Consider the following 13,186-nt stretch of genomic DNA (forward strand, 5'->3'; position numbering starts at 1 on the left):
AGCGATAGCCATGACGAGAGCCTTTCCTGCCGACTTCCTCTGGGGCGTGGCCGCCTCCGCCTTCCAGACCGAGGGCGCCGTCCACGCGGACGGCCGCGGACAGAGCGTCTGGGACACCTATGCCCACACGCCCGGGCGCACGACCAACGGCGACACCGCCGACATCGCCTGCGACCACTACCACCGCTACCCGGAAGACATCGAACTGATGCGGGGACTGGGGGTCAAGGCCTACCGCCTGTCGACCGCCTGGCCGCGCATCTACCCCAACGGCGACGGACAGCTGAACAGCCGCGGTCTGGATTTCTACGACCGGGTGATCGACCTCCTGCTGCACGAGGGTATCGAGCCGTGGATCTGCCTCCACCACTGGGACATGCCGGTCTCGGTGGAAGAACGGGGCGGCTGGCGCAGCCGCGATACGGCGAAAATGTTCGCCGACTACAGCGCCACCGTCATCCGTCACTTCGGCGACCGAGTGAAGCGGTTTGCGCCGATCAACGAGCCCAACGTCATTCCCTGGGTCGCCTACAATGTCGGCCGTCATGCGCCGGGCAGGCAGGACTACCAGTCGAGCCTGAAGGCGATCCATAACCTCAATCTTGCCCACGGACTGACGGTAAAGGCGGTGCGCGCCGAAGCTCCCACTGCCGAGGTCGGTAACATCGTCTCGCTCGGGCCTGTCCGCCCCCACTACGACGATGCCGCGCATGAAGAGGCCCGCATTCTCGGCGATTGCCTCTGGCGCCGGATGTTGGTCGATCCGCTGTGGCTCGGGACATATCCGGAACCGCTCGCCGACGCGATGGAGCCGCTGATCCAGCAGAACGACATGCAGGACATCAGCCAGAAGATGGATTTCTTTGGCCTCAACCACTACAATCCGGTGTTCGTCGGACCTAATCCCAATACGACCTTCGGCGTCGCCGAAACCGCGCCGCCGACGGGCATGGGGCCGCTGACGGACGTCAACTGGGTCGTCGATCCGGCAGCTTTCCTGGAGCAGATCCGCGATACAAGTTCCCGCTATGGAAAGCCGACCATCTACATCACCGAGAACGGCGCCTCCTACCCGGACGCGCTTACCGGCGCACGCCAGGTGATCGACAACGACCGCATCGCCTACTTCCACCAGTATCTCGACAAGCTTCTCGACGCGATCGACGAGGGGCACGACATCCGCGGCTACTTCGCCTGGTCGCTGATGGACAATTTCGAATGGGGGCGCGGCTTCTCCAAGCGGTTTGGCCTCGTTTACGTCGATTACCCGACGCTGCAGCGCATCCCGAAGAAGTCCTACTATTGGCTCCGGGACACTATCACAGCCAATGCCATCTGATGCCGACGGCGGCAAAGCGGGTGGCGGATTGACACCGGCCGCCACTGCGATATTCTACAATTAACAAGCATAATACATAATAATGGAACAACGAACCGGGAGACTTCGACATGAGGATGAAACTTGCGTTCCTTGCCGCCACGGCGCTGATCATCGCACCGTCCCTCACACTTGCTGCCGAGAAGGGCGGCGTCATCAACGTTGCGACGATTGGTGAACCGCCGACGCTCGATCCGATGGCCTCGACCGCCGATCTGGTCGGCATCGTTACCCAGCACATGTTCGAAACGCTCTACACGTTCGACAAGAACTGGAAGACGGTGCCGCTTTTGGCCGAAGCCATGCCGGAGATCAGCGCCGACGGCAAAACCTACACGATCAAGCTGAGGAACGGCATCAAATTTCATGACGGGTCGGACATGGCGTCGGACGACGTCGTCGCCTCGCTGAACCGCTGGGTGAAGGTCGCCTCGCGCGGCAAGCAGGCGGCAGCCTTCCTCGACAAGGTCACTGCGACCGACCCCTCTACCGTGACGATCACGCTGAAGCAGCCCTATGCGCCGCTCGTTTCGCTGCTCGCCTTCAACAATTCCGCGGCGATCATCCTGCCGTCGGAAAAGCAGGACGAGCCGATGAAGGATTTCATCGGTACCGGCCCCTACATGCTGAAGGAACGCAAGGCCGACCAGTATATCCAGCTGACCCGCTTCGACGGCTACACGCCGCGTTCGGGCGAAAGCGACGGATACGGCGGCGCCCGCCATCAGTATCTCGACGAAATCCGCTTCGTGCCGGTGCCGGACGCCAATACCCGCGTCGAGGCGGCGATCTCCGGTCAATACGACTATATCGACTCCATTCCGGTCGAATCCTTCGAGAAGGTGAAGGCGTCGTCGGCTGTCGAGCCGCTGGTCCTGAAGCCGTTCGGCTATCCGGTCTTCGTCTTCAACACGGCCGAAGGCGTTGCCAAGGACGTTGCCATCCGCAAGGCGATCCGCCAGGCGCTTAGCATGGAAGACATGATGGCTGCAGCTTTTGGCAGCACGGACTTCTACGCGCTCGACGGCAATATCTATCCGAAGAACTTCGTCTGGAGCACGGATGCCGGGGTCGAGGGCAGCTATAACCTCGCTGATCCGGAGGGTGCAGCCGCGGCTGCCAAGGCTGCCGGCTACGACGGCAAGCCGATCCGCATCCTGACCAGCCGCCAATACGAATTCCACTACAAGATGGCGCAGGTTGCGGCGGAGTATCTGAAGCTTGCCGGCTTCACCGTCGACATGCAGGTCGTCGATTGGGCGACGCTTACCCAGCGGCGCGCCGAAAAGAGCCTCTGGGATATCTACATCACCCACAGTCCTTTCCTGCCCGAGCCGGCGCTGATCGGTTCGCTTGCGCCCACCTCGCCGGGCTGGTGGGATACGCCGCTGCGCAAGCAGACGGTCGAGGCATTTTCCGCTGAGCCGGACGCCGACAAGCGGGTCGCTCTCTGGGCCGACGTGCAGAAGGCCATGTATGCGGAAATCCCCTACATGAAGATCGGTGACTTCAACGCCGTCTCGGCAAAATCCAAGAAGGTCGAAGGCGTCGAGCCCGCTCCGTGGCCCTACTTCTGGAACGCCTCCATCAAGAAGTAATCCATATCGACGATCCCGGGGCCGCCATCGGGCGGCGCCGGGTTCAAGACTGTTCTCTTCGCGGCAGCCGTCGCGAAGACACGGGAAGCCAGATACATGATCCGTTACATTTTCCAGCGCCTGGCCGGCATGATCGTCGTGATGTTCCTCGTCGTGACCATCGTCTTCGTCATCGTCCGCGTTACCCCCGGCGATCCGGCCGCCGTCATGCTCGGGCCTGATGCCTCGGCGCAGGACATCGCCGACCTGCGCGTTCGACTGGGTCTCGATCAGCCGCTGGTGGTGCAGTATGTCTACTACATCGGCCAGATGCTGAAAGGCGATCTGGGGCAGTCGATCTTCCTCAACATGCCGGTCGCATCGGCTCTTCTGGACCGCGCTGAGCCGACCTTCTTCCTGACGCTTTTCTCGCTGGCCATCGCCACCGTCATCGCGCTGCCGATCGGCATCTATGCCGCCTATCGGCGCGGCTCCTTCGTCGACCAGGCCGCGACCACGATCGCCATGCTGGCCGCCAGCATTCCGAGTTTCTGGCTCGGCCTCATCCTGATGCAGTTCTTTGCCGTGCGGCTGAACCTGTTTCCCGTCTCCGGTTACGGTGGTCCGGGCTCCAGCTTCGCCGACCGCATGTATCATCTGACGCTGCCGGCGTTTGCGCTCGGCATCGTCTCCTCGGCGCTGATCCTGCGGTTTACCCGCGCCTCGATGCTCGACGTGCTGGGTGACGACTATATCCGCACCGCCCGAGCCAAGGGGCTGATCGAGCGCCGCGTCATCCTCAAGCATGCCTTGAAGAATGCGCTGATCCCGATCCTCACCGTCATCGGCCTGACCGCTGCCGTGCTGATCTCCGGTGCCGTCGTCACCGAGACGGTGTTCGGGCTTCCGGGTGTCGGCAGCCTCGTCGTCTCCGCCGTTCTACGGCGCGACTATCCGGTCATCCAGGGCGCGCTGCTGGTCATTGCGGCGCTCTACGTTCTCATCAATTTCGCGATCGACATGCTCTATCTGCTGATCGATCCGCGCGTACGTTACTGAGGGGCGTGACCGATGACAGATATCGCGACCACCACAGCCGCACCTGCCGTCAGCGAGAACGTGAAATTCCTGCGACGCTTCCTCAAACGCAAGACGGTGGCGGTCGGCCTGGTCGTGCTGGTGATCTTCGTCGTGCTCGCGGTGCTCGCGCCTTGGATCGCACCCTATTCGCCGTCCAAGCTGTCGATCGTCAACCGGCTGAAGCCGCCGAGCGAACTGTTCTGGTTCGGAACCGATGAATTCGGCCGCGACGTGTTTTCGCGCACCATCTATGCCGGCCGGCTGTCGCTGCTGGTCGGAGCCTCAGTGGTCGTGCTGTCGGCAGCGATTGGCGTAACGCTCGGCCTGCTTGCCGGCTTCTTCCAGAAGCTCGACACCCCGATTGCCCGCCTCATCGATGCGATGATGGCGTTTCCGGACATCCTGCTCGCCATCGCTCTGGTGGCAGCGCTCGGTCCGTCGCTGACGACGGTCATCGTCGCGCTGTCGATCGTCTACTCGCCGCGGCTTGCCCGCATCGTGCGCGCCTCGACCCTGGTGATCCGCGAACTGCCTTACGTGGAGGCGGCGCAGGCGCTCGGCATCTCGACCTTCCACATCATGACGCGCCACGTGCTGCGCAACCTGCTGTCGCCGATCCTCGTCCAGGGGACCTTCCTGTTTGCCAGCGCCATGCTGGCGGAGGCCGGCCTGTCCTTCCTGGGCCTCGGCGTCAGTCCCGAAATTCCAACCTGGGGAACCATGATCGCCGGCGGCCGCCAGTATATCGGGCAGGCCGACTGGATGACCTATTTCCCGGGCTTTGCCATCATTCTTTCCGTGCTCTCGCTGCAGATGGTCGGCGACGGGTTGCGGGACATGCTCGATCCAAGACTGCGAAGGGATTTGTGATATGAACGGCCACACGAGAAAGCCGCTCCTCCTCACCAACATCAAACCGATGGCCTTCGGCGCCACTGCTCAAGGCGGCACCACCGATATCCTGATCGGCGGCGACGGCAAGATTGCTGCGATCGGCCAATCGATTGACGCTCCCGCCGACGCGGAGCGCATCGACGGAAAGGGCGCCTGGATCTCGCCCGGCTGGGTGGATCTGCACGTGCATATCTGGCACGGCGGCACCGACATCTCGATCCGTCCGTCGGAATGCGGCGCCGAGCGTGGCGTCACCACGCTGGTCGATGCCGGTTCGGCAGGCGAGGCCAACTTCCACGGCTTTCGCGAGTACATCATTGAGCCGTCGCGTGAACGCATCAAGGCGTTCCTGAACCTCGGTTCGATCGGTCTCGTCGCCTGCAACCGGGTGCCGGAACTGCGCGACATCAAGGACATCGATCTCGATCGCATCCTCGAATGCTACGCCGAAAACAGCGAGCACATCGTCGGCATCAAGGTGCGCGCCAGTCACGTCATCACCGGTTCCTGGGGCGTGACGCCGGTGAAGCTCGGCAAGAAGATCGCCAAGATCCTCAAGGTGCCGATGATGGTGCATGTCGGCGAGCCGCCGGCGCTCTACGACGAGGTGCTGGAAATTCTCGGCCCCGGCGACGTCGTCACCCATTGCTTCAACGGCAAGTCCGGCTCGTCGATCATGGAAGACGAGGATCTTTTCAACCTCGCCGAACGCTGCGCCTCGGAGGGCGTGCGTCTCGATATCGGCCATGGCGGCGCGTCGTTTTCGTTCAAGGTGGCGGAAGCAGCGATCGCCAGGGGCCTGCTGCCGCATTCGATCTCGACCGACCTGCACGGCCATTCGATGAACTTTCCGGTCTGGGACCTGGCAACGACGATGTCGAAACTGCTGTCGGTCGGCATGCCGTTCGACAAGGTCGTCAACGCCGTGACCCACGGACCGGCAGAAGTCATCCGTCTCGACATGGAAAACCGGCTGTCGGTCGGCCAGCGCGCCGATTTCACGATTTTCGACCTGATCAATGCCGATCTCGAGGCGACCGATTCCAACGGCGATGTCTCGCAGCTGAAGCAGCTGTTCGAGCCGCGCTACGCGATCATCGGATCAGAAGCGATCACCGCCAGCCGCTATATCCCGCGGGCACGCAAGCTGGTTCGTCATAGCCACGGCTATTCCTATCGCTGAGCCATCCAACACATCGCATGACCCAATTCGCATGACACAGGAGTTCGCGTGACACAGGTATCGACCAAAACCGGCGCCGAGGCGACCACGCCGATCGCACGGCTCGCCGCGCTGGGCATCGAGCTGCCGCCCGCGCCGCCGCCGATCGCCAATTTCGTCACCCACGTGATCGAGGGCAACATGCTCTATCTCTCGGGGCAGGGACCACGCGAGGCGGATGGCTTCATGCACACCGGCAAGGTCGGCGCCGCCGTGAGTGCCGAGAAGGCCTACGACGACGCGCGCCTGACGGGGATCAACCTTCTGGCCGTCATGCACGACGCGCTTGGCGACCTGTCGCGCGTCAAGCGGGTGGTGAAGCTCCTCGGCATGGTCAATGCCGCACCGGATTTCGGTGATCACCCGCAGGTCATCAACGGCTGTTCGGACCTGTTCAATGCCGTGTTCGGCGAAGCCGGGCGGCATGCGCGCTCAGCCGTCGGTTTCGGTTCGCTGCCCGGCAACATCACGGTCGAGATCGAAGCGATCGTTGCATTGCACGATTGATCAGCGGGGAGAGACGGTCAGTGGTTGCGCCAGCCCATCAGCTTTTCGATCCGAGCCGCCGAGGCCTTGACGCGTTCGGCGTAGCCGGTTTCGTCGGCGAAGGCCTTCTGTTCGGGAAGGACGATGGAGATGGTCGCGACGCAGTCGCCCTTGCCGTCGACGATCGGCGAAGCGATGCACGCGACGGCGTAGTCGGATTCGCCGGCCTGGACCGAGAGCCGCTCCTCGAATGCCTTGGCAGCGGCCTCCGACAGCTCAGCCGGATCGATCGTCGCGCGGCCGGTCGGCGAGATCCGCGCACCGCGTTTGAACAGGTCGATGCGCTCGGCTTCCGCCATGTGGCCGACCAGCAGGCGACCCGACGCCGTCCAATTCAGCGGAACCCGCGTGCCGACGCGCGAGGTGACCTGGAAGTGGCTCGGGCCATCGGCCATCGCCAGAACCAGCATGTGCTCGGCGTCGCGACCGCAGACCTGCACCGTCTCGCCGGTCTCGCGGCAAAGATCGTGCATTTCGTGGGTGGCGACGCTCATGAAATCCAGCGATCGGGCATAGGCGAGGCCGTAATGATAGAGCCGCGCGCCAAGCCACAGCGTCCCGTCGGCATTGCGGGCCAGCATGTTCTTGTCGACGAGATCGTCGATGATCACGTAGACGGTGGAGAGCGGCGCCTTGACCGCCTTGGCGATCGCGTAGGCTCCCGCCGGAGATCCCGTCTCGTAGAGGTAATCGATCACCTGCAGGGCGCGGTCGATGCCACTGACCCGCGAACGGCGCTGCTTGCCGTCGTCTGCCACGCCAGGCGCAGCGTCGGAAAGTGCGTCCGACCGAGATGCCGTCATATCCAAGCTCGCACTCCTGCGCTCCACTCTATCTATTGCATTACTATGGCATAGGGCCTCGCCCGGCAATCGAAATCAGCGCCGGCTTCGGCGTCACACTCTGGAGAATGACATGTCCGACGATATTCGCACGAAACTCGGCCTTCGCCCGGTGATCAACGTTTCGGGGACGATGACCGGCCTGGGCGCCTCGATCGTCGTGCCGGAAGCCATCGCCGCGATGACGGCGATCCTGCCGCAGTTCGTCGAGGTCAACGACCTGCAGCGCAAGGCAAGCGCGGTGATCGCCAGGCTGACCGGCGGTGAAGCCGGCTTCGTCACGGCGTCCTGCTCTTCGGGCATCAGCCTTGCGGTTGCCGGGACGATTACCGGGCCGGATCTGCTGGCGATCGAGAAGCTGCCGGAGACCTCGACGCCGAAGAACGAGGTCCTGCTGCAGATGGGCCATGTCGTCAGCTACGGCGCGCCCGTCGATCAGGCGATCCGCATCGCCGGCGGCAAGACCGTGATGATCGGCCAGGCGACATCGACGCATCGCTACCATATGGAGAACGCCATCACCGACCGCACCGCGGCTGCCGTATACGTCGTGTCGCACCATGTCGTCGATTACGGCCTGCTGAACCTCAAGGAGTTCGTCGAAATCGCCCATGCCAAGGGCGTGCCGGTGATTGTTGATGCGGCATCGGAATACGACCTCAAGATCTTCCTCGATCAGGGCGCCGATATCGTAATCTACTCCGGCCACAAATTTTTGGGCGGGCCGACTTCCGGCGTCGTCGCCGGACGCAAGGACCTCGTGCGCAACGCATTCCTGCAGAACATGGGGATCGGCCGTGGCATGAAGGTCGGCAAGGAAAGCATCCTTGGCGTCATGGCGGCGCTGGAGGCCTGGGAAAACCGCGATCACGCCGGCATCCGCGAGCGGGAAACCGGCTACCTGAACCTCTGGAAGCAGACGCTGGATGGCCGCCCGGGCGTCACCGCGCTGATCGAACCCGACCCCACCAACAACCCCCTCGACCGCATGCGGGTGATCATCAAGGCTGAGGAGGCGCATATCACCGCCTGGGATCTGGCGGCGGCGCTGCGCAACGGCAGCCCACCGATCATCGTGCGCGATCATGAGGTTGAGCATCACTACTTCTACCTCGACCCGTGCAACCTGCATCCCGGCCAGGAGACGGTGGTGGCCCAGCGTCTGTCGGAAGAACTCGACAAGGCGCGCGCCTCCAACGAGATCATCGCCACGCCCATCGAGGATCTGGCGCGCCACCGATTTGATGGTGCGCTGCGCTGGCCGGATTGAGCAGGATAGAGCCCGCCCCAGCCCCTCCCCACGGAGGGGGAGGGGCTTAACCTGGCCGATCCGCCGAATCCTGATCGAGGCGGGCGGCTGACACAAGTCTTCTCGCCCCTTGTGAGGAGGATGGCCGGCAGGCCCGAGGGGACTTGCTCAGCCGCAGGACGCAAACTGTCACTTTTGAAGTGCTTGCTTGCCGAGCCAGAGCGAGAGCCAAATTTAGAACCAAAGGAACGCCCGATGATCACCGCCGCCAAGACCCTTGCAGCCTCCGATCCGGTCCTGTCCGTCGAACACTTGACGACATCCTTCATGGTGGATGGCGAGTGGAAGCCTGTCGTGCGCGACATCTCGTTCACCGTCGCTCCCGGCGAAACGGTCGCGATCGTCGGCGAGAGCGGCTCGGGCAAGTCGGTCACCTCGCTGTCGATCATGCGGCTGCTGCAAGCTGACTCCAGCCGCATCGAGGGCAAGGTGTTTCTCGGCGGCCGGGATCTTCTGGCGCTGACGGAACATGAGATGCGCAAGGTGCGCGGCAACGACGTGGCGATGATCTTTCAGGAGCCGATGACGAGCCTCAACCCGCTCTTCACCATCGGCGACCAGATTTCCGAGGCGCTTCTGGCGCATAACGCGATCAGCGAGGCCGAGGCGAAGGCCGAAACCATTCGCATCCTGGAAAAGGTGCGCATTCCTTCGGCGGCCTCGCGGTTCGACGAGTATCCGCATCGCTTTTCCGGCGGCATGCGCCAACGCGTGATGATCGCCATGGCGCTCGCCACGAAGCCGAAACTGCTGATCGCCGACGAGCCGACGACGGCGCTCGACGTCACCATCCAGGGTCAGATCCTCGACCTCATCAAACTGCTGCAGGAAGAGGAGGGGACGTCGGTTCTCTTCATCACCCACGATATGGGCGTCGTCGCCGAGATCGCCGATCGCACGGTGGTGATGTACCGCGGCGAACAGGTCGAGAGCGGCGATACCGCCGACATCTTTCACCGGGGCCAGCATCCATATACCCGGGCGCTTCTGTCCGCCGTTCCCGTGCTGGGCTCTATGCAGTCCTTCGCGCGGCCGCTGCGGTTTCCGGTCGTCGATACGGCGACGGGCCTGTCAGACGTGCCGATCGAGGTTGCCGATACGGTCGCGGATGGACAGCCGATCCTGCAGGTGAAGAACCTCACCAAGCGTTTCGACATCCATTCCGGTCTCTTCGGAAAGCTCTCCGGCCGCGTGCATGCAGTCGAGAATATCTCGTTTGATCTGCGGGCCGGCGAAACCTTGTCACTGGTCGGCGAATCCGGCTGCGGCAAATCCACCACCGGCCGCGCGATCATGCGGCTGATCGAGCCGGACAGCGGCACGGTTCTGGTCGAGGGAAGAGAGGTTCTGGCGCTCGACAAGCGGGACATGCGCGAGATGCGCAAGTCGGTGCAGATGATCTTCCAGGATCCCTATGCATCGCTCAATCCGCGCATGACTGTCGGCGCAGCGATCGCCGAACCATTCCTCGAGCACAAGATGGGGGATGGAAAACAGGCGAAGGACGTCGTCGCCGATATGCTGGTCAAGGTCGGACTGACGCCGGACATGGCGAAGCGCTATCCGCACGAGTTCTCCGGCGGTCAGCGGCAGCGCATCTGCATTGCGCGGGCGCTGGCGCTGCGACCGAAAGTCATCGTCGCCGATGAGAGTGTCTCGGCGCTAGACGTGTCGATCAAGGCGCAGGTCATCAACCTGATGCTGGACCTGCAGCAGGAACTCGAGCTCGCCTTCCTGTTCATCAGCCACGATATGGCGGTCGTCGAACGGGTCAGCCATCGGGTGGCGGTCATGTACCTGGGGGAGATCGTCGAGATCGGGCCGCGCGCTTCGGTGTTCGGCAACCCGCAGCATGCCTACACGAAGCGGCTGATGTCGGCCGTACCGGTCCCGGATCCGGAACGCCGCCGGGTGAAAAGCGGTGCGGCGGTCGAGGAGCTGAAGAGCCCCATCCGGCCAGTCGACTACAAGATCGTGCCGATGCAGTATCGGGAGGTCTCCGCCGGTCACCTCGTTGCCCAAGCGTAAGGTGTAAGCACGTGCATTGGTGTTCGCTCGCAGGGCGGATGAGCCAGTCTAAAAATCGGGGCAAATCTTCAGGTCGGTGTACCGGCTAAAGCCGAAACGGCTTTCGGTGTCAGGTCCAATTCCTTAGAACGGGTGCAACTGACAATCCCCGGGAGGAAACATGAAGATCACCAAGCTGGAAACGGTGCGGATCGCCGAGCGAAGCAACCTGCTCTGGGTTCTCGTCCACACCGACGAGGGCATTACCGGTCTCGGCGAGACGTTCTTCGGAGCCGAGACCGTCGAGAGCTACATCCACGAATATGTGGCGCCGCGGGTGATCGGTCGTGATCCGCTGGCGATCGATCTGCTTGCCCAGGATCTGGTCGGCTATGTCGGCTTCCGGTCGTCCGGCGCCGAAGTGCGCGGCAATTCCGCTTTCGACATCGCGCTCTGGGACATTTTCGGCAAGGCCACCGGCCAGCCGATCGCGCAGTTGCTCGGCGGCTTCTCGCGCAAGGAGATCCGCACCTACAACACCTGCGCCGGCACCGAATACATCAAGAAGGCGACCGGCCAGGCGACTGCGAATTACGGGCTGACCGGCGGCACCGCCTATGACGATCTCAACGGCTTCCTGCACCGGGCAGACGAGCTGGCGGAATCGCTGCTAGCCGACGGGATCACCGCCATGAAGATCTGGCCGTTCGATGCCGCCGCCGAAAAGACCAAGGGCCAGTACATCTCGTCGTCCGATCTGAAGACGGCGCTCGAACCCTTCGAGAAGATCCGCAAGGCCGTCGGCGACAAGATCGACATCATGGTCGAGTTCCACTCGATGTGGCAGCTCCTGCCGGCAATGCAGATCGCCAAGGCGCTGACCCCCTACGGCACGTTCTGGCACGAAGACCCGATCAAGATGGACAGCCTATCCAGCCTCAAGCGCTATGTGGAAGTCTCGCCCGCGCCGATCTCGGCTTCGGAGACACTCGCCACCCGCTGGGGTTTCCGCGATTATCTGGAGACCGGGGTCGCCGGCATCGTCATGCTCGACATCTCCTGGTGCGGCGGCCTGTCCGAGGCCCGCAAGATCGCCTCGATGGCGGAAGCCTGGCACCTGCCTGTCGCACCGCATGACTGCACGGGGCCGGTGGTCCTGTGCGCGTCCACCCATCTGTCGCTCAACGCGCCGAATGCGCTGGTGCAGGAAAGCGTCCGGGCTTTCTACAACACCTGGTACCGCGATCTGGTCACGGCCTTGCCAGAGGTGAAGAACGGCATGATCACGGTGCCTCCCGGTCCCGGTCTCGGCATGGAGTTGAACCCGGACCTGGACAAGGCGTTTACCGTCAGCCGACGGTTCTCCGACGCTTCGATCCTGTGAGGTGGCGATGCAAGCGTCTCACACGTCCCGCCTGAAAAGCCTGTCGGCAGCCGGCCCGGCGCTGATGTTGCTCGGTATGCTGATGTTCGCATTGAACGATGCGATGGGTAAATGGCTCGTCTCAAGCTACGGGCTCGGCCAGGTCGTCCTCTTGCGCAGTCTTGCGGCGTTGGTCATTCTCGTCCCGATCGTCTGGATGGCCGGCCTGCCGGCGTTGAGGGCCGCCGAGCGGCCATGGATGCAGTTCGCCCGCGTCGCATGCTCGACGACGGAGGTCTTCTGCTTCTATTTCGCCGTCATGTATCTGCCGCTCGCCGACGTGATGACCTACTGGCTGGCCGCGCCGATCTACGTTGCGGCGGCGTCGCCGCTCCTGCTCGGCGAACGGGTGGGCTGGCGGCGATGGACGGCGATCGCCGTCGGCTTCGTCGGCGTCATCATCACGCTCGAACCGTCAAGCGCGATGTTCACCATGCCTGCGGTGATCTCGATCATCGGCAGTGCCGCCTTTGCCTTCATGCTGATTTCGGGTCGCTTCCTGCGCGGCACGCCGGATTCGACGCTGGTCTTCTTCCAGGTCAGCGGAGCGGGGCTGGCAGGGCTGGCGTTCGCGCCGTTCGGCTGGTCGCCGATCCAGTCGGGCCTCGACCTTGGCCTGCTCGCCCTGCTCGGCATCGTCGCCATGGCGGCTCACATGCTCGTCAATCGCGCCCTGAAGATATCCGATGCCGCGACGGTTGCGCCGCTCCAGTACACGCTTCTGTTGTGGGCGGTGGTGTTCGGCTGGATGTTCTTCGGCGACGTGCCGCGGCTGGGAATGATCGTCGGCGCTGCGCTGATCGTCGCATCCGGCCTGTTTATCTTCATCCGCGAGCAGATGCTGAAGAAGCGGGATGCGGTGCTTCCGGCCATTCCTGAATAGCATAAGGCCCGCGCCATTGCTGGCG

General features: G+C 63.2%; 11 protein-coding genes. 10 read left to right on the plus strand and 1 reads right to left on the minus strand.

The genetic code is table 11. The annotated features are described in order from the left end of the window. Positions 1–10: 10 nt before the first annotated feature. The 6 genes from AAIH46_RS14420 to AAIH46_RS14445 all read left to right on the plus strand — a co-directional run bounded on the left by AAIH46_RS14420 (position 11) and on the right by AAIH46_RS14445 (position 6,658). Entirely contained in the window at positions 11–1,339 is a 1,329-nt protein-coding gene (locus AAIH46_RS14420) for a GH1 family beta-glucosidase (RefSeq protein ID WP_430306618.1), read from the plus strand. Positions 1,340–1,449: 110 nt separating this feature from the next. After that, complete coding sequence (locus tag AAIH46_RS14425) at positions 1,450–2,976, plus strand: ABC transporter substrate-binding protein (protein WP_430306619.1); 1,527 nt, start codon at positions 1,450–1,452, stop codon at positions 2,974–2,976. Between the two features lie 96 nt (positions 2,977–3,072). Beyond that, on the plus strand, positions 3,073–4,014 hold the full coding sequence (locus AAIH46_RS14430) for an ABC transporter permease (RefSeq protein WP_430306620.1): 942 nt from the start codon (positions 3,073–3,075) through the stop codon (positions 4,012–4,014). Positions 4,015–4,026: 12 nt separating this feature from the next. Beyond that, positions 4,027–4,905 carry an ABC transporter permease gene (locus AAIH46_RS14435; protein WP_430306621.1) on the plus strand — a complete coding sequence of 293 codons (879 nt, stop codon included), beginning with the start codon at positions 4,027–4,029 and terminating at the stop codon, positions 4,903–4,905. Position 4,906: 1 nt separating this feature from the next. Further along, on the plus strand, positions 4,907–6,112 hold the full coding sequence (locus tag AAIH46_RS14440) for an amidohydrolase/deacetylase family metallohydrolase (RefSeq protein WP_430306622.1): 1,206 nt from the start codon (positions 4,907–4,909) through the stop codon (positions 6,110–6,112). Positions 6,113–6,160: 48 nt separating this feature from the next. After that, on the plus strand, positions 6,161–6,658 hold the full coding sequence (locus AAIH46_RS14445; RefSeq protein ID WP_430306623.1) for a RidA family protein: 498 nt from the start codon (positions 6,161–6,163) through the stop codon (positions 6,656–6,658). 17 nt (positions 6,659–6,675) lie between these two features. Here the strand turns inward: AAIH46_RS14445 and AAIH46_RS14450 are convergent, their stop codons facing one another. Next, a complete protein-coding gene (locus AAIH46_RS14450) occupies positions 6,676–7,500 on the minus strand; it encodes an IclR family transcriptional regulator (RefSeq protein WP_430307320.1) in 825 nt (274 codons plus the stop codon). A 112-nt stretch (positions 7,501–7,612) separates the two neighbouring features. On the opposite strand from AAIH46_RS14450, the gene AAIH46_RS14455 reads away from it, so the two are divergent. The 4 genes from AAIH46_RS14455 to AAIH46_RS14470 all read left to right on the plus strand — a co-directional run bounded on the left by AAIH46_RS14455 (position 7,613) and on the right by AAIH46_RS14470 (position 13,161). Further along, a complete protein-coding gene (locus AAIH46_RS14455; protein ID WP_430306624.1) occupies positions 7,613–8,809 on the plus strand; it encodes an aminotransferase class V-fold PLP-dependent enzyme in 1,197 nt (398 codons plus the stop codon). A gap of 234 nt (positions 8,810–9,043) precedes the next feature. After that, the gene (locus tag AAIH46_RS14460; protein ID WP_430306625.1) at positions 9,044–10,876 is read left to right on the plus strand and encodes an ABC transporter ATP-binding protein; all 1,833 of its coding nucleotides are present in this window, start codon (positions 9,044–9,046) and stop codon (positions 10,874–10,876) included. A 160-nt stretch (positions 10,877–11,036) separates the two neighbouring features. Next, positions 11,037–12,239 (plus strand): mandelate racemase/muconate lactonizing enzyme family protein, encoded by a 1,203-nt coding sequence (locus tag AAIH46_RS14465; protein WP_430306626.1) that lies wholly within the window; start codon positions 11,037–11,039, stop codon positions 12,237–12,239. A gap of 7 nt (positions 12,240–12,246) precedes the next feature. Then, complete coding sequence (locus AAIH46_RS14470) at positions 12,247–13,161, plus strand: DMT family transporter (protein ID WP_430306627.1); 915 nt, start codon at positions 12,247–12,249, stop codon at positions 13,159–13,161. The last annotated feature ends 25 nt before the right edge of the window (positions 13,162–13,186 follow it).

Source organism: Rhizobium sp. 0TCS1.26 (assembly GCF_050455525.1).
Lineage (GTDB): Bacteria > Pseudomonadota > Alphaproteobacteria > Rhizobiales > Rhizobiaceae > Neorhizobium.

Excerpts from the sequence above, each read along its gene's own strand:
- AAIH46_RS14470 (WP_430306627.1), top strand. The coding sequence starts at position 12,247 with ATGCAAGCGTCTCACACGTCCCGCCTGAAAAGCCTGTCGGCAGCCGGC.
- AAIH46_RS14455 (WP_430306624.1), top strand. The coding sequence starts at position 7,613 with ATGTCCGACGATATTCGCACGAAACTCGGCCTTCGCCCGGTGATCAAC.
- AAIH46_RS14425 (WP_430306619.1), top strand. The coding sequence starts at position 1,450 with ATGAGGATGAAACTTGCGTTCCTTGCCGCCACGGCGCTGATCATCGCA.
- AAIH46_RS14420 (WP_430306618.1), top strand. The coding sequence starts at position 11 with ATGACGAGAGCCTTTCCTGCCGACTTCCTCTGGGGCGTGGCCGCCTCC.
- AAIH46_RS14430 (WP_430306620.1), top strand. The coding sequence starts at position 3,073 with ATGATCCGTTACATTTTCCAGCGCCTGGCCGGCATGATCGTCGTGATG.
- AAIH46_RS14465 (WP_430306626.1), top strand. The coding sequence starts at position 11,037 with ATGAAGATCACCAAGCTGGAAACGGTGCGGATCGCCGAGCGAAGCAAC.
- AAIH46_RS14460 (WP_430306625.1), top strand. The coding sequence starts at position 9,044 with ATGATCACCGCCGCCAAGACCCTTGCAGCCTCCGATCCGGTCCTGTCC.
- AAIH46_RS14435 (WP_430306621.1), top strand. The coding sequence starts at position 4,027 with ATGACAGATATCGCGACCACCACAGCCGCACCTGCCGTCAGCGAGAAC.
- AAIH46_RS14440 (WP_430306622.1), top strand. The coding sequence starts at position 4,907 with ATGAACGGCCACACGAGAAAGCCGCTCCTCCTCACCAACATCAAACCG.
- AAIH46_RS14450 (WP_430307320.1), bottom strand. The coding sequence starts at position 7,500 with ATGACGGCATCTCGGTCGGACGCACTTTCCGACGCTGCGCCTGGCGTG.